Annotated in this window: 18 protein-coding genes and 1 pseudogene; 13 read left to right on the top strand and 6 right to left on the bottom strand. The window is 69.4% G+C overall.

Going from position 1 to position 23547, the window contains the following annotated elements; all coding sequences use genetic code 11:
- The first annotated feature begins 28 nt into the window (after positions 1–28).
- Both ACIA8X_RS34205 and ACIA8X_RS34200 read left to right on the top strand, forming a co-directional pair.
- Positions 29–853, top strand: a complete 825-nt coding sequence (locus ACIA8X_RS34205) for a GNAT family N-acetyltransferase (protein WP_393456495.1) — start codon at positions 29–31, stop codon at positions 851–853.
- Positions 854–1406: 553 nt separating this feature from the next.
- Entirely contained in the window at positions 1407–3392 is a 1986-nt protein-coding gene (locus ACIA8X_RS34200) for an ATP-dependent DNA helicase (protein ID WP_393456498.1), read from the top strand.
- Between the two features lie 240 nt (positions 3393–3632).
- Here the strand turns inward: ACIA8X_RS34200 and lexA are convergent, their stop codons facing one another.
- Entirely contained in the window at positions 3633–4412 is a 780-nt protein-coding gene (lexA, locus tag ACIA8X_RS34195) for a transcriptional repressor LexA (protein WP_093911680.1), read from the bottom strand.
- 563 nt (positions 4413–4975) lie between these two features.
- Between lexA and nrdR the strand changes: the two genes are divergently transcribed.
- Together nrdR and ACIA8X_RS34185 are read left to right on the top strand one after the other, a co-directional pair.
- Positions 4976–5545, top strand: coding sequence for a transcriptional regulator NrdR (gene nrdR / locus ACIA8X_RS34190; RefSeq protein WP_393456502.1), 570 nt, complete (start codon positions 4976–4978; stop codon positions 5543–5545).
- Positions 5546–5709: 164 nt separating this feature from the next.
- Entirely contained in the window at positions 5710–8604 is a 2895-nt protein-coding gene (locus tag ACIA8X_RS34185; protein ID WP_399459923.1) for a vitamin B12-dependent ribonucleotide reductase, read from the top strand.
- Between the two features lie 153 nt (positions 8605–8757).
- Here ACIA8X_RS34185 and ACIA8X_RS34180 read toward each other — a convergent pair whose 3' ends face one another.
- Entirely contained in the window at positions 8758–9288 is a 531-nt protein-coding gene (locus ACIA8X_RS34180) for a TerD family protein (RefSeq protein WP_399459922.1), read from the bottom strand.
- Between the two features lie 156 nt (positions 9289–9444).
- On the opposite strand from ACIA8X_RS34180, the gene ACIA8X_RS34175 reads away from it, so the two are divergent.
- The 3 genes from ACIA8X_RS34175 to ACIA8X_RS34165 all read left to right on the top strand — a co-directional run bounded on the left by ACIA8X_RS34175 (position 9445) and on the right by ACIA8X_RS34165 (position 11747).
- Positions 9445–10050 carry a YdbC family protein gene (locus ACIA8X_RS34175; RefSeq protein WP_393456511.1) on the top strand — a complete coding sequence of 202 codons (606 nt, stop codon included), beginning with the start codon at positions 9445–9447 and terminating at the stop codon, positions 10048–10050.
- 119 nt (positions 10051–10169) lie between these two features.
- Entirely contained in the window at positions 10170–10829 is a 660-nt protein-coding gene (locus tag ACIA8X_RS34170) for a histidine phosphatase family protein (protein WP_393456514.1), read from the top strand.
- 12 nt (positions 10830–10841) lie between these two features.
- Positions 10842–11747 (top strand): ADP-ribosylglycohydrolase family protein, encoded by a 906-nt coding sequence (locus tag ACIA8X_RS34165; RefSeq protein WP_393456516.1) that lies wholly within the window; start codon positions 10842–10844, stop codon positions 11745–11747.
- A gap of 376 nt (positions 11748–12123) precedes the next feature.
- Here ACIA8X_RS34165 and ACIA8X_RS34160 read toward each other — a convergent pair whose 3' ends face one another.
- On the bottom strand, positions 12124–13671 hold the full coding sequence (locus ACIA8X_RS34160; protein ID WP_399459921.1) for an MFS transporter: 1548 nt from the start codon (positions 13669–13671) through the stop codon (positions 12124–12126).
- Between the two features lie 267 nt (positions 13672–13938).
- Here ACIA8X_RS34160 and ACIA8X_RS34155 point away from each other — a divergent pair, with 267 nt between their 5' ends.
- From ACIA8X_RS34155 to ACIA8X_RS34145, 3 genes are all read left to right on the top strand, one after another.
- Positions 13939–14562, top strand: a complete 624-nt coding sequence (locus ACIA8X_RS34155; RefSeq protein ID WP_393456522.1) for a TetR/AcrR family transcriptional regulator — start codon at positions 13939–13941, stop codon at positions 14560–14562.
- 105 nt (positions 14563–14667) lie between these two features.
- A complete protein-coding gene (locus ACIA8X_RS34150) occupies positions 14668–15369 on the top strand; it encodes a ribonuclease HII (RefSeq protein ID WP_393456525.1) in 702 nt (233 codons plus the stop codon).
- A gap of 68 nt (positions 15370–15437) precedes the next feature.
- The gene (locus tag ACIA8X_RS34145) at positions 15438–16079 is read left to right on the top strand and encodes a hypothetical protein (RefSeq protein WP_393456527.1); all 642 of its coding nucleotides are present in this window, start codon (positions 15438–15440) and stop codon (positions 16077–16079) included.
- Between the two features lie 363 nt (positions 16080–16442).
- On the opposite strand, the gene ACIA8X_RS34140 is transcribed toward ACIA8X_RS34145, so the two are convergent.
- Entirely contained in the window at positions 16443–17045 is a 603-nt protein-coding gene (locus tag ACIA8X_RS34140; RefSeq protein ID WP_393456529.1) for a hypothetical protein, read from the bottom strand.
- 331 nt (positions 17046–17376) lie between these two features.
- Here ACIA8X_RS34140 and ACIA8X_RS34135 point away from each other — a divergent pair, with 331 nt between their 5' ends.
- Positions 17377–19536, top strand: a complete 2160-nt coding sequence (locus ACIA8X_RS34135) for a RecQ family ATP-dependent DNA helicase (RefSeq protein WP_393456532.1) — start codon at positions 17377–17379, stop codon at positions 19534–19536.
- 113 nt (positions 19537–19649) lie between these two features.
- Here ACIA8X_RS34135 and ACIA8X_RS34130 read toward each other — a convergent pair.
- Positions 19650–19951, bottom strand: a pseudogene (locus ACIA8X_RS34130) (adenosylhomocysteinase); the annotation flags it as partial.
- Between the two features lie 177 nt (positions 19952–20128).
- Positions 20129–20779: a TetR/AcrR family transcriptional regulator gene (locus ACIA8X_RS34125; RefSeq protein WP_399459920.1), complete on the bottom strand. Its 651-nt coding sequence runs from the start codon at positions 20777–20779 to the stop codon at positions 20129–20131.
- A gap of 114 nt (positions 20780–20893) precedes the next feature.
- Here ACIA8X_RS34125 and ACIA8X_RS34120 point away from each other — a divergent pair, with 114 nt between their 5' ends.
- Together ACIA8X_RS34120 and mca are read left to right on the top strand one after the other, a co-directional pair.
- Positions 20894–22330, top strand: a complete 1437-nt coding sequence (locus tag ACIA8X_RS34120) for an MDR family MFS transporter (RefSeq protein WP_399459919.1) — start codon at positions 20894–20896, stop codon at positions 22328–22330.
- 155 nt (positions 22331–22485) lie between these two features.
- Entirely contained in the window at positions 22486–23373 is an 888-nt protein-coding gene (gene mca, locus ACIA8X_RS34115) for a mycothiol conjugate amidase Mca (protein WP_399459918.1), read from the top strand.
- Positions 23374–23547 lie beyond the last annotated feature (174 nt).

Raw genomic sequence — 23547 nt, 5'->3', positions numbered from 1 at the left:
CACCCAGCCTCCTGAGAGGAGTGTCGCCGTGCCTCCCACTGACGCGAGTGTCAACGCCGGCACCGTCCCCGTCACCGATATCGGCATCGCCACGAGCCCGGGTACTCGTGAGAGCCCGATCACCAAGACCGCCGACGAGGGCGCGGACGGTGAAGACACGCTGGATCTGCGCTTGCCGGACGAATTCGTCGCGCTCTTCGCGGTGAGCACGGATGCGGACGGGCAGCGGAGCCGGGGCGGTCTCGGGGCGGCCGGACCCGCGTCCGTCCTCCCTATCGCCGATGATCTGCTTGACCGCGTTGCCGACTGGGGGCCGATCAGCACACCGGCAGGAGTGCTTCACCTGGTCCCCGTGCATGTTGAGCGAGACCTCCCGATCATCAGCCGGTGGATGAACGACCCTGCTGTCGCGGCGTTCTGGGGACTCGGCGGACCTCATTCAGCGGCTGAGGAGCATCTGCGGTCCCAGCTCTGCGGTGACGGTCGTAGCGTTCCGTGCCTGGGCATGCTGGAGGGCACACCGATGAGCTACTGGGAGATCTACCGGGCCGACCTCGACCCGCTGGCCCGGCACTACCCGGCTCGGCCCCATGACACCGGGCTTCATCTCCTTATCGGTGCCGTCGGCGATCGAGGGAGAGGACTCGGTGGAACTCTGCTCCGAGCCGTCGCCGACCTCGTGCTGGACAGGCGGCCTGCCTGCGCTCGCGTCGTCGCCGAACCCGACATTCGCAACACTCCTTCCGTCGCCGCTTTCCTGAGCGCCGGCTTCCGGTTCTCCGCCGAGATCGATCTGCCCGCCAAGCGGGCCGTCCTCATGGTCAGAGACCGGAGCCTGCGCCATCTGCTGTGACGCCAAGTCGTGGCGTCATCACTTTTGGTACACCGCTCGCGCGAATCCGGTTCCCACTGTCGGCTGACCGATCTGAGATCCCGCCGAGCCAATTCCAGGCCTGGGTCGCTTCCGGGCCGGGTCCGGGTCCAGGCCGGGTCAGTTCCGGGCCGGGGTCGGGTCCGGGTCGGGGTCGGGGTCGGGTCATTTCCGCGCCGAGCCCTGGGCCAGGCCAATTCCAGGCCGAGCCCCGGGCTGAGCCAACTCCAGGCCGAGCCGATCTCTCCCAAGACCAGGTCGATTCCCTGAGGCGCCTGACGAACAGGGCCGGCCGGGCATCCCACGACAGCCGACTCTGCCCCGAGCCCGAATCGCCCGGACACCTCCGATCCGACCCTGACGGCCCCCGAACCGACCTCGATCGCGCTCGAACCATCCCTGACCTCAATCGAACCGACCCCGCACGAACCCGAACCGATCCGATTCCCACCCAAGGAACCCCGGTCTTGATCCTGCCCCTCGTCCCCACCGTGATCGCCTGCTTGTCAGTGCCGGGCCGTAGGGTGGTCGGGCTATGACGAAGCCCTCACTCCCCGAACTCCTGCATGCTGCCGTCGCTGCCGTCGGCGGTACGGAGCGCCCCGGCCAGGTGACCATGGCCGAATCCGTCGCGGAGGCGATCGACGGCAGCTCCCATCTGCTGGTCCAGGCCGGCACCGGCACCGGAAAGTCGCTGGGCTATCTCGTGCCCGCGCTGGCGCACGGGGAGCGTGTCGTCGTGGCGACGGCCACGCTGGCCCTGCAGCGCCAGCTCGTGGAGCGGGACCTGCCGCGCACCGTGGATGCGCTGCACCCGCTGCTGCGCCGTCGCCCCGAGTTCGCGATGCTCAAGGGCAGGTCCAACTACCTGTGTCTGCACCGTCTGCACGAGGGAGCCCCGCAGGACGAGGAGGAAGGCCTCTTCGACCAGTTCGAGGCGGCCGCACCCACCAGCAAACTGGGCCAGGACCTGCTGAGGATGCGCGACTGGGCGGACGAGACGGAGACGGGCGATCGCGACGGACTGACGCCCGGTGTGTCCGACCGGGCCTGGGCCCAGGTCTCGGTGTCGTCGCGTGAGTGCCTCGGCGCTTCGAAGTGCGCGTACGGCGCCGAGTGCTTCGCAGAGATGGCCCGTGAGCGGGCCAAGCTGTCGGAGGTCGTCGTCACCAACCACGCGCTGCTCGCGATCGACGCCATCGAGGGCGCACCGGTCCTCCCGCAGCACGAGGTCCTGATCGTCGACGAGGCGCACGAACTGGTTTCCCGGGTCACCGGTGTCGCCACAGGCGAACTCACTCCCGGCCAGGTCAACCGCGCGGTCCGCCGAGCCGCGAAGCTCGCCAATGAAAAGGCCGCCGACCAGCTCCAGACCGCCGCCGAGGGCTTCGAGCGGCTGATGGAGCTGGCCCTGCCGGGCCGTCTGGAGGAGATCCCCGAGGACCTCGCCTACGCGCTCATGGCACTGCGCGACGCCTGCCGCACCGTCATCTCCGCGATCGGCGCCACTCGTGACAAGTCGGTGCAGGACGAGGACGCGGTCCGCAAGCAGGCGCTCGCCTCGGTCGAGACCGTGCACGACGTGGCGGAGCGGATCACCAACGGCTCTGAGTGGGATGTCGTCTGGTACGAGCGCCATGACCGCTTCGGAGCGTCCCTGCGTGTGGCCCCCATGTCCGTGTCGGGACTCCTGAGGGAGAAGCTGTTCGCGGACCGCTCCGTCGTCCTGACCTCCGCGACCCTGAAGCTGGGCGGCGACTTCAACGGCGTCGGCGCGTCCCTCGGGCTCGCCCCCGAGGGGACGGAGGGCGACGACCTGCCGCAGTGGAAGGGAGTGGACGTCGGCTCGCCCTTCGAGTACCGCAAGCAGGGAATCCTGTATGTCGCCAAGCACCTGTCACGCCCCGCGCGCGACGGCGACCGTGTCGACATGCTCGATGAGCTGACCGACCTGATCCAGGCGGCCGGCGGCCGCACGCTCGGCCTGTTCTCCTCGATGCGGGCCGCCCAGCTGGCCGCGGAGGAACTTCGCTCCCGCATCCCCGAGTTCCCGATCCTCCTGCAGGGGGAGGAGACGCTCGGCGAGCTGATCAAGAACTTCGCGGCCGACCCGAAGACCTGCCTGTTCGGCACCCTGTCCCTCTGGCAGGGCGTCGACGTGCCCGGCGCCAGCTGCCAGCTGGTCGTCATGGACAAGATCCCGTTCCCCCGCCCGGACGACCCGCTGATGAGCGCCCGCCAGAAGGCGGTGGAGGACGCCGGCGGCAACGGCTTCATGGCGGTCGCAGCCACCCATGCCGCGCTGCTCATGGCTCAGGGCGCCGGCCGCCTCGTACGGGCGTCGGGGGACCGCGGCGTGGTCGCCGTACTGGACCAGCGGCTGGCCACGGCCCGGTACGGGAGCTATCTGAAGGCGTCACTGCCCGACTTCTGGTACACGACGGACCGTAACCAGGTCCGGAAGTCGCTGGCCGCGATCGACGCGACGGCGAAGCAGGCCGAGGCGGACCAGGCGCAGTGATCGGGGGGTGCCTGTCGCGTCGACGCGACAGGCACCCCCCGATCCGGAATGCGTTGCCGTCGGACCCGCACACAATCGGGGCGGCGCAGCCCGCAGAGCGCTGGGCCGGGAAACAGCCCCGCAGAGCGCCAGGCCCGAAACAGCACAGGTGGCCCGGAACAGCACAGGGCCCCGGAACCGGCGCAGGGGTTCCGGGGCCCGGTCAGGGGGCGATGCCTTCGGCTTCGCCCGCCGCAGCCGTCACACGCGGCGCAGCACGGCCACTACCTTGCCCAGGATGGTCGCGTCGTCGCCCGGGATCGGCTCGTACGCCGAGTTGTGCGGGAGGAGCCACACGTGGCCGTCCTCGCGCTTGAAACGCTTGACCGTAGCCTCGCCGTCGAGCATCGCGGCCACGATGTCGCCGTTCTCGGCGACCGGCTGGCGCCGGACCGTGACCCAGTCGCCGTCGCAGATCGCGGCCTCGATCATCGAGTCACCGACGACCTTCAGCACGAACAGCTCGCCATCACCGACCAGCTGCCGGGGGAGAGGGAAGACGTCCTCGACCGACTCCTCGGCGAGAATCGGGCCACCGGCGGCGATACGGCCGACCAGCGGGACGTACGACGCGGCGGGCTTGCCCGCGGTGTCCGTGGGCTGCACGGAGGCGGCCTGGTCGGAGCCGCGCACCTCGTACGCACGCGGGCGGTGCGGGTCGCGGCGGAGGAAGCCCTTGCGTTCCAGTGCCATCAGCTGGTGTGCGACCGAGGACGTGCTGGACAGGCCGACCGCCTGGCCGATCTCCCGCATCGACGGCGGGTAGCCGCGCCGTTGCACGGAATCCCTGATGACCTCGATCACTCGGCGCTGCCGGTCCGTGAGCCCCGAGCTGTCCGCCCGGATGCCCGGAGGTCGGCCAGGGAGGGAGCGCTTATGTCCCTCGGGATTCATGGCTTCGTTCATCGCATGCACCGGCTCGAGTCGGCCCTGGGAGCGGTCCTGGGCAGTGATGGTGGCACTGTCTGCGGTGGTGGTCACGTCGGCCCCTCTCGATGGTCTCCCTGCTGCACAACGGTAGTTGCTTTCGAAAGGTTGCGCCAAACACACGTTCGAGTGAAAAATCGCGAATCACCTGACGTGGGTATGTGTCTGGGTGTATGGCTAACGAGCTTCCCGGCGGGCAAAAGGGGCGATTGTTGTACTCTTCACCGTCGGTTTACGACCTCGTGGGTTGTCGCCCCAGTCTGCCATCCGGCACCGGATCAACCGTGAAGTGACCCCCATCTGTGCGGGAGTCCCACGTGCCCTCCGTGTGGCGCTCACGGTATCTCCGTATGTGTCGCAGCGATACGGCCGTGCAGGGATGGCTGCGGTGTGTCGGTATCGCAGTACGGCACCTGCCTGTGTGCACGCGACACGCGCGCGGGGCGTGCATGTATGAGCCAATCCCCACATCTAGTGGTTGGATTGCGGCAGCAGCCCAGAAGTTGTGGTCCCCCCGGTCTTCGGACGCTCGGAGATCGCCTATGCTTGGGGCTGCTTCGAGGGGCCCATGAGGCCCAGCGAGGCTATTGAGTCTGCTGTGAGGAGGGTTGAGAGTTATGCACTGCCCCTTCTGCAGGCACCCCGACAGTCGTGTCGTCGACAGCCGTACGACCGACGACGGCACGTCGATCCGCAGGCGCCGCCAGTGTCCTGACTGCTCCCGTCGTTTCACGACTGTGGAGACTTGCTCGCTGATGGTGATCAAGCGGTCCGGAGTCACCGAGCCGTTCAGCCGTACCAAGGTCATCAACGGCGTGCGCAAGGCATGCCAGGGACGGCCTGTCACCGAGGACGCGCTTGCCCAGCTCGGCCAACGGGTCGAGGAGGCGGTGCGGGCCACCGGAAGCGCCGAGCTGACCACTCATGACGTGGGGCTGGCCATACTCGGCCCGTTGCAGGAGCTCGACCTCGTCGCATATCTGCGATTCGCCTCCGTCTACCGGGCGTTCGACTCGCTCGAGGACTTCGAGGCCGCGATCGCGGAACTGAGGGAGGCGACGGGGCGCCCCGCCGCGGACGACGACGACCGCGAAGGCGACACAGAGGCTGTCGCGGGGGGCCAGGAAGACGATCGCGGGTCCGGCGGGGCTGCACAGGTCCCCGTGCCCGCCAACGCCGCCGACTGAGGGAGGGCCGGTTCCGGTCCCAGGACTCAGGATCCGGCCGAAGGGCGGCGACACAAGACCTGCTGCGGGTGGCGATCAGAGGGTGCCCGCAGCACCAGACAGAACACGTGCCACGGGGAACATCGGGGCACTTCAGGGCGTTTTAGCCCGTACAGGGAGGCGGCATGACAGAGACGGCGAGCGGTCCGGCACGGAGTTCCCGCGCCAAGGGCACCAAGGCGACCAAGGGACTGCGTATCGAGCGCATCCACACCACCCCCGGCGTGCACCCGTACGACGAGGTGGCCTGGGAGCGCCGTGACGTCGTCATGACCAACTGGCGCGACGGCTCGGTCAACTTCGAGCAGCGTGGCGTCGAGTTCCCTGACTTCTGGTCGGTGAACGCGGTCAACATCGTCACCAGCAAGTACTTCCGCGGTGCCGTCGGCACCCCGCAGCGCGAGGTGAGCCTCAAGCAGCTCATCGACCGCATCGTGAAGACGTACCGGAAGGCCGGCGAGGACTACAAGTACTTCGCCTCGCCTGCCGACGCCGAGATCTTCGAGCACGAGCTGGCGTACGCCCTCCTGCACCAGGTCTTCAGCTTCAACAGTCCCGTGTGGTTCAACGTGGGCACCCCGCAGCCCCAGCAGGTCTCGGCCTGCTTCATCCTGTCCGTCGACGACTCCATGGAGTCGATCCTCGACTGGTACAAGGAAGAGGGCATGATCTTCAAGGGCGGTTCCGGCGCCGGCCTGAATCTCTCCCGCATCCGCTCCTCCAAGGAGCTGCTGTCCTCCGGCGGCAACGCCTCGGGTCCGGTCTCCTTCATGCGTGGCGCCGACGCCTCCGCAGGAACGATCAAGTCGGGCGGTGCCACCCGCCGCGCCGCCAAGATGGTCATCCTCGACGTCGACCACCCCGACATCGAGGACTTCATCGAGACCAAGGTGAAGGAAGAGGAGAAGATCCGCGCCCTGCGTGACGCGGGCTTCGACATGGACCTGGGCGGCGACGACATCACGTCCGTCCAGTACCAGAACGCCAACAACTCGGTCCGTGTGAACGACACGTTCATGAAGGCCGTGGAGTCGGGCGGCAAGTTCGGCCTCACCTCCCGTATGACCGGCGAGGTCATCGAAGAGGTCGACGCCAAGGCCCTGTTCCGCAAGATGGCCGAGGCCGCCTGGGCCTGCGCCGACCCCGGCATTCAGTACGACGACACCATCAACCACTGGCACACCTGCCCGGAGTCCGGCCGTATCAACGGCTCGAACCCCTGCAGCGAGTACATGCACCTGGACAACACGTCCTGCAACCTCGCCTCGCTGAACCTGATGAAGTTCCTGAAGGACGACGGCAAGGGCAACCAGTCCTTCGAGGTCGAGCGCTTCGCGAAGGTCGTCGAGCTCGTCATCACCGCGATGGACATCTCCATCTGCTTCGCGGACTTCCCGACGCAGAAGATCGGTGAGAACACGCGCGCGTTCCGCCAGCTCGGCATCGGCTACGCCAACCTCGGCGCCCTGCTGATGGCGACCGGCCACGCGTACGACTCCGACGGTGGCCGTGCCCTCGCCGGTGCCATCACCTCCTTGATGACCGGCACCTCGTACAAGCGTTCCGCTGAACTCGCCGCGGTCGTCGGCGCGTACGACGGCTACGCCCGCAACGCCCAGCCGCACCTGCGCGTCATGAAGCAGCACGCCGACGCCAACACCGCGGCCGTCCGCGTGGACGACCTGGACACGCCGATCTGGGCCGCGGCCACGGAGTCCTGGCAGGACGTGCTGCGCCTCGGTGAGAAGAACGGTTTCCGTAACTCCCAGGCATCCGTCATCGCCCCGACCGGCACCATCGGTCTGGCCATGTCCTGCGACACCACCGGTCTTGAGCCCGACCTCGCGCTGGTCAAGTTCAAGAAGCTGGTCGGCGGCGGCTCGATGCAGATCGTCAACGGCACCGTCCCGCAGGCCCTGCGCCGCCTGGGCTACCAGGAGGAGCAGATCGAGGCGATCGTCGCCCACATCGCCGATCACGGCAATGTCGTCGACGCCCCCGGCCTCAAGCACGAGCACTACGAGGTGTTCGACTGCGCCATGGGCGAGCGTTCCATCTCCGCGATGGGCCACGTCCGCATGATGGCCGCGATCCAGCCGTGGATCTCCGGCGCCCTGTCCAAGACGGTCAACATGCCGGAGTCGGCGACCGTCGAGGAGGTCGAGGAGATCTACTTCGAGGCCTGGAAGCTGGGCGTCAAGGCGCTCGCCATCTACCGCGACAACTGCAAGGTCGGCCAGCCCCTCTCCGCGAAGACCAAGGAGAAGGAGAAGACCGAGATCACGGAGAAGGCCGAGGCCACCATCCGTGAGACGGTCGAGAAGGTCGTCGAGTACCGCCCGGTCCGCAAGCGCCTCCCCAAGGGCCGTCCCGGCATCACGACGTCCTTCACCGTCGGTGGCGCCGAGGGTTACATGACCGCCAACTCCTACCCGGACGACGGTCTCGGTGAGGTCTTCCTGAAGATGTCCAAGCAGGGCTCGACTCTCGCGGGCATGATGGACGCCTTCTCGATCGCCGTCTCGGTGGGCCTGCAGTACGGCGTGCCACTGGAGACGTACGTCTCGAAGTTCACCAACATGCGCTTCGAGCCGGCCGGCATGACGGACGACCCGGACGTGCGGATGGCGCAGTCGATCGTCGACTACATCTTCCGCCGCCTGGCGCTCGACTTCCTGCCCTTCGAGACGCGCTCCGCGCTCGGCATCCACTCCGCCGAGGAGCGCCAGCGTCACCTGGAGACCGGTTCGTACGAGCCCTCCGAGGACGAGGTCGACGTCGAGGGCCTGGCCCAGTCGGCGCCGCGCGCCCAGGAGCTGAAGGCCGTCGCCACGCCGAAGGCCGAGGTCGAGGCGGCCAAGCCCGCCCCGCAGCAGGCGCACACCAGCGCCGAGCTGGTCGAGATGCAGCTGGGCATCCAGGCCGACGCCCCGCTGTGCTTCTCCTGCGGTACGAAGATGCAGCGGGCCGGTTCCTGCTACATCTGCGAGGGCTGCGGCTCGACGAGCGGCTGCAGCTGACGCCGGGCAGGGCATCGCCCCGACGTCGGGTAGCCCTTGAGGGGACCTGACGGAAGGTCATACAGGAGGGGCGCCGACCATGTGGTCGGCGCCCCTCCTTGCCGTATGCCCACGCGCGCGTGGCGCTGTTCGGCCCGCACATGGAAGCGAGTCCTACGGTTGGCGCCTGCCCATGGTCGCCGCGAACGTCCCCGGATCGTCGTTGAAACCGTGGATGCCGGGGCGGAACTCCCACGTGCCCGAATCCTGGCGTACGAACTCCGCGACCGTCGTCGCCGTCGAACCGAGCACGCCGCCGAAGTCGTCCTCGGCCAGGACGGTGTACTCCTCGCGGATGCGTAGGGCCGGCTTGATGACGCTGACGAAGGTGCGCTTCGCCGGGTGTTGCTGGATCAGGACGCCGACCATCACGCGCGCGTACCGGCTGTCGAGCCGGTGGAGCTCCAGCGTCATGACCTCGTCCCAGCCGAAGCCCTTGCCGTCCTTGCTGTCCCGGTTGAGATAGATAGTGCCGTCGGGCGAGCGGCTGTCGAAGTGCACCACGTAGGCGGGATCGCCGTACGGGTCGCTCTCCAGATAGGTCGCTGCGACGATGTCCAGGTCGGTGGGCGGTTGCCCGGACTGACTGGGATCCCACTTGACCGAGATCTCGACCTTCCGGATTCCCTTGTTGATGGCGCTCACCAGGCTTCCCCTTCCCCGTTCCGCTTATGCCCTCAGCCTGAACTGCCCAGCAGAAGAGGCCGGTTGTCCATCCTGCCACGCGCGCGGGATCGTGCGCCGGGGAGCTCTGAGGTCGAGAGTGACCGACGCCACGCTCCGTGGCCTTACCATGGCGCGGTGCTGGTCAAGTGGATTCGCTGCACCGTGGTGGACCGCCGCGGCTTCGAGCGGGGGCAGCGAAAATGGGCGGGGCTTCTGGGGGAGCCGGGATTTCGGGGGCAGGGAGGTGGCTGGAGCCGGGGGCGGCAGGGGGTGGCGCACATCTTCTCGTTCTGGGAGAGCCGCTCCTTCTACGACTCCTTCATGGCCCGCTCCCACGACAGGCTGGCGGCGGCCCAGTCGGGCACCTACAAGGACATGCAGGTCAAACTCTTCGACTACCGCTTCGACGTGAAGACCGGCTTCGAGCCGCGCTTCACCGAGGCGGACCTCGTCAGGGTGGCGCACTGTCGTGTGCACGAGGAGCGCGCCGAGCACTTCACGCTCATGCAGGAGAAGGTCTGGAACCCCGCGATGGCCGGTTCGCCGGGCATGGTCCGCGGACTGTTCGGCGAGGCGCCCGGCCATGAGTTCCTGGTGCTTTCCATGTGGCAGTCGGCCGCGGAGCACGGCAAGTACCGCACCGAGCGCGTGGAGCGACTGGCACTGAGAGCCCAGACGGAAGCGGACGTCGCGGCTCTGACGGGTGACATCGTGGCGCTCGAACCCACCTGGATCGTTTGAATTCCGGACCTGTTAAGCGTGCTCTCTGATGGGGCCGATGGTGCAGGAAATGTGTGACCTACGCCGTATGAGGCCTGTACAAGTGCTCGATCGGCCCTCACTCGATCTAGGGTCTTGGCATGGCACGACCACGGCGCATCATCCTTGTCCGGCACGGCGAGTCAACGGGCAATGTTGATGACACCGTGTACGAGCGTGAGCCCGACCACGCGCTTGCCCTGACCGAGCGGGGCTGGCGGCAGGCCGAGGAGACGGGAAAACGGCTGCGGGAGGTGCTCGGCCGGGAGCGTGTCAGCGTTTACGTCTCGCCCTACCGCCGAACGCACGAGACGCTGCGAGCCTTCCACCTGGATCCCGAGCTCATACGGGTGCGCGAGGAGCCCCGGCTGCGCGAGCAGGACTGGGGAAACTGGCAGGACCGCGACGACGTACGCCTCCAGAAGTCCTACCGCGACGCCTACGGCCACTTCTTCTACCGCTTCGCGCAGGGCGAGTCCGGCGCCGATGTGTACGACCGGGTCGGCAACTTCCTGGAGAGCCTGTACCGCAGCTTCGAGGCCGCCGACCATCCGCCGAACGTACTGCTCGTGACCCACGGCCTGGCCATGCGGCTGTTCTGCATGCGCTGGTTCCACTGGACGGTCGCGGAGTTCGAGTCGCTGTCGAACCCCGGGAACGCGGAGATGCGGATGCTCGTTCTCGGGGACGACGGCAAGTACACGCTCGACCGGCCCTTCGAACGCTGGCGAGATCCGGAGCCGTACGGGATCACCGGATAGAGTGGCAGGGCGATGACCGCTGACTCCTCCACCGAAGGGCGCCTGGAGCGCGCCCTCGCCAGCCTGCGCGGACTCGCGGTGGGGGACGCGCTGGGCTCACAGTTCTTCGTGCCGGTGAACTACCCGCTGCTCAAGCGCCGCGAGCTGCCCTCCGGTCCCTGGCAGTGGACGGACGACACGGAGATGGCCTGCTCCGTGGTCGCCGTCCTGGCCACCCACCACCGCATCGACCAGGACGCTCTGGCCCGCTCCTTCGCCGAGCACCACGACTTCGACCGGGGCTACGGCCCTGCGGTCAATCGGCTGCTGCGCCTGGTCCGGGAGGGCGGGGACTGGCGCGAGCTCTCTGCCACGCTGTTCAACGGACAGGGGTCCTGGGGCAACGGCGCCGCGATGCGCATCGCGCCCCTCGGCGCCTGGTACGCGGACGACCCGGAGCAGGCGACCCACCAGGCCGAGATCTCGGCCTACCCCACGCATCAGCACCGCGAGGCCGTCGTGGGAGCCATGGCCGTCGCCGCGGCTGCCTCGCTGGCCGCCGCACCCGGCGGTCCGCCCAGCCCTGGAGCGCTCCTCGACGACGTCGTCGCCCTGGTCCCGAAGAGCGCGGTCGGAGCGGGCCTGCGGCGTGCCCGGGACATGCTCGACTACGACGACGCGGCCACCGTCGCGGCTGTCCTCGGCTGCGGGCGGCGTACGACGGCTCATGACACCGTGCCGTTCGCGCTCTGGTCGGCCGCGCGGTCTCTCGGTGATTACCAGCAGGCCTTTTGGACAACCGCGCAGGTCGGCGGCGACGTGGACACCACGTGCGCCATCGTGGGCGGCGTGATCGGCTCCGGGAAGGCCGGGTCGGTGCCGTCCGAGTGGGCGGAGCGGACCGAGGCATTCCCGGAGTGGATGCCGACGTCGGTGTAGTGCGGCGCCTCTGACCTTCGAATCCGACCTGTCGAAATCCTCGCTCGGCCGCATCCTCAAATAACTTTCTGTGCGCGCCGGGAACTCTGCGTGACCATCGGTCCGTTGTCGTGGCAGTTGCCGTGCGACCGCTGGGGCCGCACAAGCAGGGGCACGCGAGGGGCGCAGGGGGTGGAATGTCATGGGGACCATGTCGGTGCTGGGTGCGCTGATCGCCTTGGCGGCTACCGGGTGGCGCGGGCTTCGGCTTTTCTGCGTCACCGTGGGCTGCCCGACGTCGGTCGTCGTGAGGGTGGTGCGGATGGCCGGCTCGTCGTCGCTGTCGGTCCCCCGGACGCGATCCGGCCATCCGCGGCCCTTCGCGGGCCCGGCCGGGTCAGCCGGCCATCGGACCCGCCGTCCCAGAGAGGGCTTCCAGATCGCTCTTGCGGACCCGGATCACCAACCAAGCGGTGGCCAGGGCGAGTACGGCCATCACGGCGGCGGCCACGAAGCCCGTCGAGATGCCCTGCGTGAGCACCTCGTGCCCCCAAGGGCCGGGCAGCTGCTGTGTCTTGGCGAACTCCGCCTTCTGTTCGGGCGACGCCTGGGCCATGAACGTCGGCAGTTGCTTCTCGGCCTCGTCCTTGCTGGCCGAGCCGAACACCGTCGTAAGAATGGACAGCCCGAGCGAACCGCCCACCTGTTGCGTGGCGTTGAGCAGCCCGGACGCCGCACCGGCCTCGTGTTGGGCGACGCCGGAGACCGCGGTGATCGTCAGCGTCACGAAGTTCAGTCCCATGCCGAAGCCGAACAGCAGCATCGGCCCGAGCACTCCGCCGACGTACGAACTGTCGGCACTGATGAGTGTCTGCCAGGCCAGTCCGACCGCCGTGAGCGCCGAGCCCACGAGCATGAACGGCTTGGGGCCGAGCACCGGCAGGAAGCGCTGGGAGAGGCCGGCTCCGAGTGCGATCACGACCGTCACCGGCAGGAAGGCGAGACCGGCTTCGATCGGGCTGTACAGCAGCACGTTCTGCACGAACAGCACGATGTAGAAGAACATGCCGAACATCGCCGCGGCCAGGCTGAGCATGATCACGTACGTGCCCGAGCGGTTGCGGTCGGCGAACATCCTGAGCGGGGTGATCGGCTCCTTGGCCCGCGACTCGATGAACGCGAAGGCCAGCAGCAGGACCACCGCGGCGCCGAAGGACCCTATGGTCAGGCTGTCCCGCCATCCCTCGTCCGCCGCGCGGATGAAGCCGTAGACGAGGGACGCCATGCCCGCCGTCGAGGTCAGTGCGCCCGCTATGTCGAAGCGGCCGGTGTGCCGTTCGGACTCGCTGATGTACAGCGGTGTGAGCACGGCGATCACGATGCCGATCGGCACGTTGACGAAGAGCACCCACCGCCAGTCGAGCCACTCGGTGAGCATGCCGCCCGCAAGCAGGCCGATGGCGCCACCACCTGCGGAGACGGCGGCGAAGACGCCGAACGCGCGGTTGCGTTCCGGGCCTTCGGGGAACGTGGTCGTGATGAGCGCCAGCGAGGTGGGCGACGCGATCGCACCACCCACGCCCTGGAGCACGCGTGCGGCCAGCAACTGCCAGGGTTCCTGGGCGAGTCCGCCGAGCAGCGAGGCGAGGGTGAAGAGCAGGATGCCGGTCATGAAGACCCGGCGGCGCCCCAGGATGTCACCGGCGCGGCCACCGAGAAGCAGCAGACCGCCGAAGGTGAGCGTGTAGGCACTGACGACCCAGGTGAGGTCGGTGGTGCTGAACTTGAGCGCGTCTTGAATGTGCGGGAGCGCGATGTTCACAATCGTCGCGTCGAGTACCACCATGAGTTGGCAGGCCGCGATGACGGTGAGCGCGATGCCGGGATGCCCCTCCCGGCGGGCCGCACCTGGTTTCTGGTCCTTGATCAACTGAGAGGTTGTCACTATGGGTCCCCCACAAGAGCGTTAGTGAACGCTCGCGTTCACTGTCGCGTCAACCGTAGTGAGTCCCCAGTAGTGAACGCAAGCGTTCACTTGTGTCGTCACCGCGCGGTGCGTTCCCCGCAGTTGCCGCGTGGCGGTGGTCCCGTGTTCCCCGCAATCCCCAAACGCCCACCGATCCCCGAAGCCCTCGAAACACCCCTGAAGTCCCCGTACCAATCCCCGAAGTCCCCCCAATCCCCGCTTCCCTTGTTCGTTGGAGACGCTCAGATGGATACCTCGCGCTGGACGGCCGCCCCCGCTCAGGCGGCCTCCCTCCGTCGGCGCGGTGCTGTGCTCGAACGCGCGATCCTGGATTCCGCGCTGGAACAGCTCAGTACGGTCGGCTGGAACGGCCTCACGATGGAGGGTGTCGCCGCCGGTGCTCAGACCGGCAAGGCTGCCGTCTATCGCCGGTGGCCGTCCAAGGAGGACCTCGTCGCCGATGCGCTGCGGTCCGGACTGCCGAGTTTCGAGTCGGCTCCCGACCTGGGGAGCGTGCGCGAGGATCTGCTCCAGCTGTGCCGGCAGGCGCGGGAGGCGATGTTCTCGCGCCCGGGATTCGCGCTGCGCTCGGTGATTCACGAATGCGACAGCCTCCAGGCCGAGCGCTTTCATGGCGTGATCTTCGAGGGGGTTGTGGAGCCGACGATCGCGTTGCTCCGGGAGGTGATCACCCGCGGAATTGAGCGGGGTGAGGTGCGGGTGGACGCGGCGAACGGCTATGTCTTCGATGCCATCCCGGCGATGATGATGTACCGGTCAAAGATGTGCGCAAGTGAATGGAACGACCGGGATCTGGAGGAGATGATCGACCAGTTGATGGTTCCTCTGCTCCGCCCGGCGGGGCTCTGATGCGCCGCTCGACGAGGCGCCGAGTGGCCACGTCGGTGGCCAGGAGGTTGCTTCGGTGAACCAGGGTGTCGAAGCGCGTTCCGGGCGGCGTAGGCTAAGGGCGCCATGCCGTACGAACCGCCTACTCACACCGTCGAGCGCTCCCTTCGAGCCACGACCGGAGCGAAGATCATTGCCGGTGTCGACGAGGTGGGGAGGGGTGCGTGGGCCGGGCCCGTCACGGTCTGTGCGGCGATCACCGGACTGCGTCGGCCTCCCGAAGGCCTCACAGACTCCAAGTTGCTCACCATCAAGCGACGTACCGAGCTCGCCGAGCAGCTGCGGACGTGGGTGACCTCGTTCGCTCTGGGGCACGCCTCTCCGGAGGAGATCGACGAGGTGGGGATGACGGCCGCGTTGCGGCTCGCCGCGGTGCGCGCCCTTGAAGCTCTGCCGGTCCGTCCCGACGCCGTGATCCTCGATGGGAAGCACGACTATCTCGGGGACCCCTGGAGGGTCCGTACGGTGATCAAGGGTGACCAGTCCTGCGTGGCGGTCGCGGCGGCCTCGGTGATCGCCAAGGTCCAGCGCGACAAAATGATGGCCGAACTGGGTATCGACCATGCAGACTTCGGTTTTGCGGCCAACGCCGGGTATCCGTCGCCCGTGCACAAGGCCGCACTGGCGGAGCGGGGACCCACCCCGCACCATCGGTTGTCGTGGGCGTATCTTGATGCGCTGCCCCAGTGGCGGCACCTCAAGAAGGTCCGCACCTGGGCGGATGGAAACGTTCCGAAGATCGAGGGTCAGCTCGGCTTCGACTTCTGACGATTCCGCTCGCACTTGTGTGCCACCCGCTCGCGCGGGTCGTACCAGCGTTTGATAAACATCAGCTCATGCCTCTCATTCCCGAGGAGCCTCAGATTCACGAGAGTGCCCAGGGTCCCCGCGCCACTCCGGCCAGCGGCCGTACCGCGCCGACCCCCCGCCCCGTACCCGGCCCCCGCCCCGCGGCTTCGTCGCGCCCCGGCCGACCCGGGCCCCCGAGGCCCGCGCCGCCGGTGCAACGCGCGCCGCGTGACGTGGCCGTTGCCAAGCCCGGCCCCTCGGGTCCGGCTGCCCCTGCCGCCTCTGCCCAGGCTGTGGCGACCCCGCAGATCCAGCTGATCCCGGCCTCGCCCGAGGGCGCGCTCGACGCTGCCGAGGAGGCCGTCGACCTGCTCCTGGATTCGGGCCGTGCCCCCGGCGACGTACTGGTGATCACCACGGGCGAACAGCACCCGTGGGCCGCCCACGAGCTGTCCTTCGGTGAAGCCTCGTACTGGGCGCAGCATGACGCGGGTGACGACGTCTTCTACGCCGACGCCTCCGCCGTCGGCCGTGCCACGTCGCGTCCCGTGGTCGTGGTCGCCGTCAACGGCGGTCCTGACACCGCTGCCGCCGCCGCCCTGCCGCTGGCCCTCGGCCAGGCGAGCGCCCTGCTGATCGTCTGCGGTGACCCGCAGCGGATCAACTCGGTGCTGGGCGCGGGCGTCTGAGTCCGTTCCGGCTCGTCCGGGGGACACTCCGCAGGACACCGGGGGACAGGGCGCCGCTGTGGCGGCGTCTGCACGGCGAGGCTTTCGGCGTGCCCGGACGGGTGGGCGAGGTGACCTGAGGTTGCCGGCTTGCCCTGCGCGTGCGCCGTCGCGTCGGTGTGCCGATGCCACTCCATGGCGTACTCATGGGGCGTCTCCATGGCGTAGGCATGTGTCGCCGTGAGGGCGTCCGGTCGTGTGTCGGCCTTGGTTGTCGTGCCAAGGATCAGGGACCAGGGGTCCGGGGGCTGTCTCGGCCGTCGTATCGCATACGCAGTACGGCGCGGCCGTTCGGGCCGTGGCCGAGAATTCCGGTCGGTGTCCTCAGCGGGCCGCCGCGCGGCGCAGGACCTCCGAGGCCGCGCCGCCGGTGCGGGGCAGCGGGAGCGGTGCCTCGGACGTGGCGAAGGGCTCCGGCGGTGAGTCGGTGTTGGGGCGGCGTCCGCCGCGCCCCTCACCGAGGACCTGCCAGCCGTCACGGGTCAGCGTGATGTACGCGCCGCAGCGCAGGCCGTGCAGGGTGCAGGCGTCACGCAGACCCCACATCCAGGCGCCGTCCTCCTCCGTCCAACGGGCGTCGCCCTCACGGCAGTAGAGCAGCACCGCGGTGCGTACCGGGGTGCGGCGGCGCAGGTCGTGGGGGATGACGCGGCGCAACTGGGAGAGCAGGGCGTTGCGGAACATCCAGCCGTCCGCCGGGTCCTGGCGGCGGGTGAACGAGGCGCTCGCCAGCAGGCGTTCGTCCGCGTCGAGTACGGCCACGATCGCGGTGGTCGGCCGGGGGTGGTGCCGTGAGTGCAGACCGCTGACGACCTCTCGAGGGTTGCGCAGCAGCGGGATTCCCGCGGCAGACCACTCCGCGGGTTCGAGCATGCGGGCCAGGGGGTTGGCGGATGACGCGGAGGACGGAGCGAATCCGAAGGTCACGGTCCTCCCTTCGGCTACGCGCCCACACTGCGGGCGGGGTCGGAATCGGGGGAACGCGCACCGCAGCAGAGCCCTACCGGATCACGGGCCGGCCGTGCGGGGAGCGGACCTCAATTCTTCCTGCCGAACCGGGATGCGGCAACGAGCAATTGGGGCCACCGTCCGATATCCAATGGTGTGCGGGTTATATCCCTACCCAGTGCGTCACACCGCGACGCATAGCCGCGACGCATAGGGCGACGGTACACAACCAGGTCGTACGGCTTCGCCACGGAGGGGTCCGAGGCCCCACCGGTGGCCGATTGTCAGTGCCGTCGGGTTGCATGGGGGCATGAACGTTCTTGAGCTGCGTGCTGAAGCCGATGCCATCCTCGCCGAGCTCGTCGGTGCCCCCGGCGGGGCGGCGCGGCTGCGGGAGGACCAGTGGCAGGCGGTGGCGGCGCTGGTGGAGGAGCGTCGGCGTGCCCTGGTGGTGCAGCGCACCGGCTGGGGAAAGTCGGCGGTGTACTTCGTGGCCACCGCCCTGCTGCGCCGACGTGGCTCCGGTCCCACGGTGATCGTCTCGCCGTTGCTGGCCCTCATGCGCAACCAGGTCGAGGCGGCGGCGCGGGCGGGTATCCGGGCGCACACGATCAACTCGGCCAATCCGGAGGAGTGGGATGCCATCCACGGGGAGGTCGAACGCGGCGAGACCGATGTTCTCCTGGTGAGTCCGGAACGTCTTAATTCCATGGATTTCCGTGAGCAGGTGCTGCCCAAGCTCGCGGCCACGACCGGACTGCTGGTGGTCGACGAGGCGCACTGCATCTCCGACTGGGGCCACGACTTCCGTCCGGACTACCGGCGGCTGCGGGCGATGCTGGCCGAGCTGCCCGCCGGTGTGCCGGTCCTGGCCACCACCGCGACCGCCAACGCCCGGGTCACCGCGGATGTGGCCGAGCAGCTGGGCACCGGTGGCGGCGAGGCCCTGGTGCTGCGGGGTCCGCTGGACAGGGAGAGCCTCCGGCTCGGCGTGGTGCGGCTGCCGGACGCCGCGCACCGTCTGGCCTGGCTCGCCGAGCACCTGGACGATCTGCAGGGCTCGGGGATCGTCTACGCCCTCACGGTCGCCGCGGCCGAGGAGGCCACCGCCTTCCTGCGGCAGCGTGGCTTCAGGGTGGCCTCCTACACGGGGCGCACCGAGAACGCCGACCGGCTGCAGGCCGAGGCCGACCTGCAGGGCAATCGCGTCAAGGCGCTGATCGCGACCTCGGCGCTGGGTATGGGCTTCGACAAACCGGACCTGGGATTCGTGGTCCACCTCGGCTCGCCGTCCTCGCCGATCGCCTACTACCAGCAGGTGGGGCGTGCGGGGCGCGGCGTGGAGCATGCCGATGTGCTGCTGCTGCCGGGCAAGGAGGACGAGGCCATCTGGCGCTACTTCGCCGATACGGCCTTCCCGCCGGAGGCGCGGGTCCGCGAGACCCTGTCGGCCCTCGCCGGTGCGGGACGGCCGCTGTCCGTGCCGGCCCTGGAGGCAGTCGTCGACCTCCGGCGCACCCGGCTGGAGACCATGCTCAAGGTGCTCGACGTGGACGGAGCCGTCAAACGTGTGAAGGGCGGCTGGATCTCCACGGGGGAGCAGTGGAACTACGACGCCGAGCGTTATGCGTGGGTCGCTAGGCAGCGGGCGGCCGAGCAGCAGGCCATGCGCGACTACGTGAGCACGTCCCAGTGCCGGATGGAGTTTCTGCGCCGGCAGCTGGACGACGAAGGGGCCGTCCCGTGCGGCCGTTGCGACACCTGCGCGGGCTCCTGGGTCGACGCCGACGTCTCGGCGGAGACGTTGACGGGGGCGGTGAAGGAACTGGACCGGCCGGGCGTGGAGATCGAGCCGCGCCGCATGTGGCCGACGGGCATGCCGGCGCTGGGCATCGACCTCAAGGGGCGCATCCCGGTCAAGGAGCAGTGCTCCACCGGTCGGGCCCTGGGGCGGCTCTCGGACATCGGCTGGGGCAACCGGCTGCGCCCGCTCCTGGCGGAGAGCGCGCCCGACGGTCCGGTCCCCGACGATGTCCTCCGGGCCGCGGTGGCGGTCCTCGCCGACTGGGCGCGCTCCCCGGGCGGCTGGGCAACCGATGCCCCGGACGCCTCTGCCCGGCCGGTGGGGGTTGTCGCCGTACCGTCCGTCACCCGCCCGCAGTTGGTCGGTTCTCTCGCCCAGGGAATCGCGGCCGTCGGCCGCCTCCCCTTCCTGGGCACGCTGACGTACGGCGGGCCGGGTGGCGCGCACTCGGCACGCCGCAGCAACTCCGCCCAACGCCTCAGAGCGCTCTCCGACGCCTTCCACGTCTCCGAGGACCTGGCCGGCGCCCTGGCCCGCTCTCCCGGCCCCGTCCTGCTCGTGGACGACTACACCGAGTCCGGCTGGACTCTCGCGGTTGCTGCCCGGTTGTTGCGCCGGGCTGGGAGCGAAGAGGTTCTTCCGCTGGTCCTCGCTGCGGCGGGCTGAGCTTCCCGGCCGGGGTGCGCCTGCTCCGGCTCCGGCTCCGGCTCGCTGCCTCTGCCGTGGGCGGGCGCGTGTCCGCCTTCGCCCGGGTGTATCCGGCTATCTGGACGCCGTCTGTAGCGGTAGTGGTGGGGCTTGTGCGGGCGCTCGACCTCGACTCCGATGTATGCGGCCTGCTCGGGGCGGAGCTGGCGCAGTCTCACGCTGAGGGCGTCCAGGTGGAGACGGGCGACCTTCTCGTCCAGGTGCTTGGGCAGCGTGTGCACGCCTGTCGGGTAGGCGTCCGGCTCGGTGAACAGCCGATCTGGGCCGGCGTCTGATCCGCGAACGAGTTGGACATCACGGACGACGGGCGACCGGTGGCGTTGCCCAGGTTCAGCAGCCGGCCCTCGGAGAGCACGGTCAGCGCCTTGCCGTCCGCATCGGAGGGGTGGACGCCGATGCGCTCCGGCCGGAGCAGGTCGGCGATCTCAAGGGACCTTGTCAGCCGCGGTGACGGCGGCCGAGAGCGGGCCGCTCGCCGTCGCTCGCGACCGCCGGCTGCCGGCGGCGGCAATCCGGGCGCTGGTCCGGCTGACGGAGGCGGCGCAGGCTCTCAGGCCCCGCGCACCGCGTAGCCGCCGAGCGACGGCTCAAGCTGGGCGAAGGCCTGGCGGGCGGCCACGGTGGCCGCGTCGTCCACCTCCGCGGTGGGGGTCTCGTTCCGCACCAGGCGGCGGACCAGTTGGAACACCACCCGGTGAGCGGCGGCCAGTTGGGCGGCGGCGAGGCGGGGCGTGAGGTCATCGGCGGCGGTGCCCGTGGCGGTGGCGAGGGCCGCGGTGAGCGCCTGCTCGCGCTGCTCGTCGATCTCGCGCTCGCGTGCCCGCAGCCGGGTGCTGTCGTGCACCAGCCGGGCGAAGCCGTGCGAGGCGTGGCCGGTGAGCACGGGGTCGGCGCCGCCGAGTCCGGCGACGTACGCCCGATGCAGTGCGTGGCAGGCAGACTCGCCCGTTACCCGCTCCCGCACCGTCCGCGCCAGGCTGTCGACGGCGAGGTCGTGGGCGTCGAAGACGAGGTCCTCCTTGAGCGGGAAGTAGTTCGTGACGGTCATCTTCGAGACACCCACGGCCTCGGCGATTTCGCTGATCGTCACGTTGTCGAAGCCCTGCTCGATGAACAGCAGCGTCGCCACATGGGCCAGTCGCTCCCGTGTCTGCTGCTTCTTGCGCTCTCGCAGTCCCGTTCCCGTTCCCGATGCCTGCATGCGGCTCATGGTAGCCATCCTTTGATCCAGGCTAAATTTAGGTTTGACATAAAACCTGGGTCGACCTAAGTTTCTTGATGTCCAGCCCGCCAACGCATCCGTCCCGGAGGGTTCTTGACGCGCTCGCTCGCTCCCCGCCCCATAGCCCCGGCCGAGACGGGGGACCCTCTCGACCCCGCGCTGCTGCGAATCGGCGCGGTGCTGGTCCTCGGCGCCGTCCTGGCGCAGCTCGACACGACGATCGTCAACGTCGGCGTGGGCTCCATGGCCGACGGACTGGACGCGTCGCTGACCGCCATCCAGTGGGTCAGTACGGGATACCTGCTGGCCGTCGCCCTTGTGGCACCCCTGTCCGGCTGGCTCGTGGACCGGTTCGGCGGCAAGCGGACCTGGCTGCTGTCGGTCGCCCTCTTCGTCGGGGCCTCCGCGCTGTGCGGGGCGGCATGGTCGCCCGGCTCCCTGATCGCTTTCCGGGTCCTGCAGGGCCTGGCCGGAGGGCTCATGCAGCCCATCGCGCAGACCGTCATCGCCCGGATCGCCGGACCGCAACGGATCGGGCGGCTGGTCGGCGTCATCACCGCGCCGGTCGCCCTCGCGCCGATCCTCGGACCGGTCATCGGCGGCCTGATCGTCCACACCGCCGAATGGCGCTGGCTGTTCTACGTCAACGTCCCCGTCGGCCTGGTCACCCTCGTCCTCGCCGCCCGCATCGTCCCCCGCGACGACGGCGAACGGGTCAGCGGCCTGAGGCCCGACGGCCTAGGCCTGTCCCTGCTTCCCCCTGGGCTCGCGCTGCTCGTCTACGCCCTCGCGCAGTTCGACGGCGGCGGCCTCGCGCGGCTCGACAGCGCGCTGCTCGTCGCGGGCGTCGTCCTGCTGGCCGGCTACGTCGTCCACGCGCTGCGCACCCGCAACGCCCCGCTGGTCGATCTCAGGCTCTTCGCCGGACGGGGCTTCACCCTCGCCGCCGTCAACACGTTCCTGCTCGGCGCCGCCCTCTACGGCTCGATGCTGCTTCTGCCGCTGTACTTCGTGCAGGTGCGCGGCCTGAGCGTGCTGGAGGCGGCACTGATGCTGGCCCCGCAGGCGCTCGGCACCGCCGTGGTCACCCCGTACGCGGGCCGGATCACCGACACCTACGGGCCGCGCACCGTCGCGGTCGCGGGCATCCTGCTCACCGTCGCCGGAACTGTGCCCTTCGCCCTCACCGGGACGGGGCCGGGCACCGCCGTGCTCGTCGTCGCGCTGTTCGTCAGGGGAGTCGGGCTCGGCACGATCACGCCGCCGAACGTCGCGGCCACCTACACGTCCGTGCAGCGCAGCCAGATCCCGGCCGCCACCAGCGCCCGCACCGTCCTGAACCGCGTCGGCGGCTCCCTCGGCACCGCCGTGCTCGCCGCCATCCTGCAGTCGGCCCTGGCAGGCGCCGCCGACGGGACGCAGGGCGTGCGGGACGCCTATGCCCAGACCTTCTGGTGGGCCCTGGTCCTCAGCACCCTCACCCTGGTCCCGGCCGCGCTGTATCCCCGGCTCGCGCCGGGCAAGGGGTGACGTACGGCCGTACTGCCCCGGATGCCTCGGACGTCCTGGATGCCTTGGCTGTCCTGGATATCTCGACCGTCCTGGATATCTCGGATACCCAGGACGTCCCGCCCCCCCCCGGAACCCGACGCCCCCGCACGGCACTTCGCATGACAGGAGAAGCAATGACCACCAGCGTTCGACCGAGCCGCACGGGACTGCGGTTGATGGCGGTGCACGCGCACCCGGACGACGAGTCCAGCAAGGGCGCCGCCACGCTCGTCAAGTACACCCGCGAGGGCGCCGGGGTCCTGGTGTGCACCATGACCGGCGGTGAACGCGGCGACGTGCTCAACCCCCGCCTGGACCGGCCCGAGGTGTGGGCCGAACTCCCCGAGCGCCGCCGTCGCGAGATGGCCCGGGCCCGCGAGATCCTCGGCGTCGACCAGCGGTTCCTCGGGTTCACCGACTCCGGGCTGCCCAAGGACGGCGAGGAGCTTCCCGAAGGGTGTTTCGCCCGCCAACCCCTGCAGACCGCCGCCCGCCCCCTGGTGGAGGCCATGCGCGCCTTCCGGCCGCACGTCGTCGTCACCTACGACGAGAACGGCGGCTATCCCCACCCAGACCACATCAAGACCAACCAGGTGGCGGTGGAGGCCTTCGAGGCCGCCGGCGATGCCGCCCGCTACCCCGGCACGGGCGAGGCGTGGCAGCCGCGGAAGCTGTACTACACCTGCGCGTTCAACAAGGAGTACTTCGAAGCGATCGATACGGCCATGAGCGGGGCCGGACTCGACTCGCCGGCCCGCGCCGTACTGGACAACTGGCCCGACGCCTGGCCTACCTGGGAGGCGACCACCCGGGTCGAGTGCGCCGAGTACTTCCCCGTCCGCCGTGCGGCGCTCCTCGCCCACGAGACGCAGGTCGACCCGGACGGCCCCGAACTGTCCTGCCCGCTAGAGCTGGAGGCCGCGGCCTGGCCCACGGAGGACTACCACCTCGTCGCCTCCCACGTCCCCTCCCCGCTGCCCGAGGACGACCTCTTCGCGGGGGTGTCCGCCGACGGGGGCTGACCGTCCACCCGGGTTCCAGGCGGGCTCGATCGAAAGCTGCGATGCCGGCCGCACGGAACACGACGGAAGGAGCGGTGCATGGACAGGACCCGCACATGGAGACCGGTACATGGACAGGACCAGTACGTGGAAAGGACCGCGGTCGTACTCGGGGGCCACGGGCCAGATAGGGGC

The sequence above is a fragment of the Streptomyces sp. NPDC051738 genome, from assembly GCF_044453205.1.
GTDB lineage: Bacteria > Actinomycetota > Actinomycetes > Streptomycetales > Streptomycetaceae > Streptomyces.
Note: the sequence above shows the minus strand (reverse complement) of the source record. Positions and strands in the feature narration are given on the sequence as shown.

Excerpts from the sequence above, each read along its gene's own strand:
- ACIA8X_RS34125 (WP_399459920.1), bottom strand. The coding sequence starts at position 20,779 with ATGCAGGCATCGGGAACGGGAACGGGACTGCGAGAGCGCAAGAAGCAG.
- ACIA8X_RS34165 (WP_393456516.1), top strand. The coding sequence starts at position 10,842 with ATGACCGCTGACTCCTCCACCGAAGGGCGCCTGGAGCGCGCCCTCGCC.
- ACIA8X_RS34200 (WP_393456498.1), top strand. The coding sequence starts at position 1,407 with ATGACGAAGCCCTCACTCCCCGAACTCCTGCATGCTGCCGTCGCTGCC.
- ACIA8X_RS34155 (WP_393456522.1), top strand. The coding sequence starts at position 13,939 with ATGGATACCTCGCGCTGGACGGCCGCCCCCGCTCAGGCGGCCTCCCTC.
- nrdR (WP_393456502.1), top strand. The coding sequence starts at position 4,976 with ATGCACTGCCCCTTCTGCAGGCACCCCGACAGTCGTGTCGTCGACAGC.
- ACIA8X_RS34150 (WP_393456525.1), top strand. The coding sequence starts at position 14,668 with ATGCCGTACGAACCGCCTACTCACACCGTCGAGCGCTCCCTTCGAGCC.
- ACIA8X_RS34145 (WP_393456527.1), top strand. The coding sequence starts at position 15,438 with ATGCCTCTCATTCCCGAGGAGCCTCAGATTCACGAGAGTGCCCAGGGT.
- ACIA8X_RS34135 (WP_393456532.1), top strand. The coding sequence starts at position 17,377 with ATGAACGTTCTTGAGCTGCGTGCTGAAGCCGATGCCATCCTCGCCGAG.
- mca (WP_399459918.1), top strand. The coding sequence starts at position 22,486 with ATGACCACCAGCGTTCGACCGAGCCGCACGGGACTGCGGTTGATGGCG.
- ACIA8X_RS34185 (WP_399459923.1), top strand. The coding sequence starts at position 5,710 with ATGACAGAGACGGCGAGCGGTCCGGCACGGAGTTCCCGCGCCAAGGGC.
- ACIA8X_RS34170 (WP_393456514.1), top strand. The coding sequence starts at position 10,170 with ATGGCACGACCACGGCGCATCATCCTTGTCCGGCACGGCGAGTCAACG.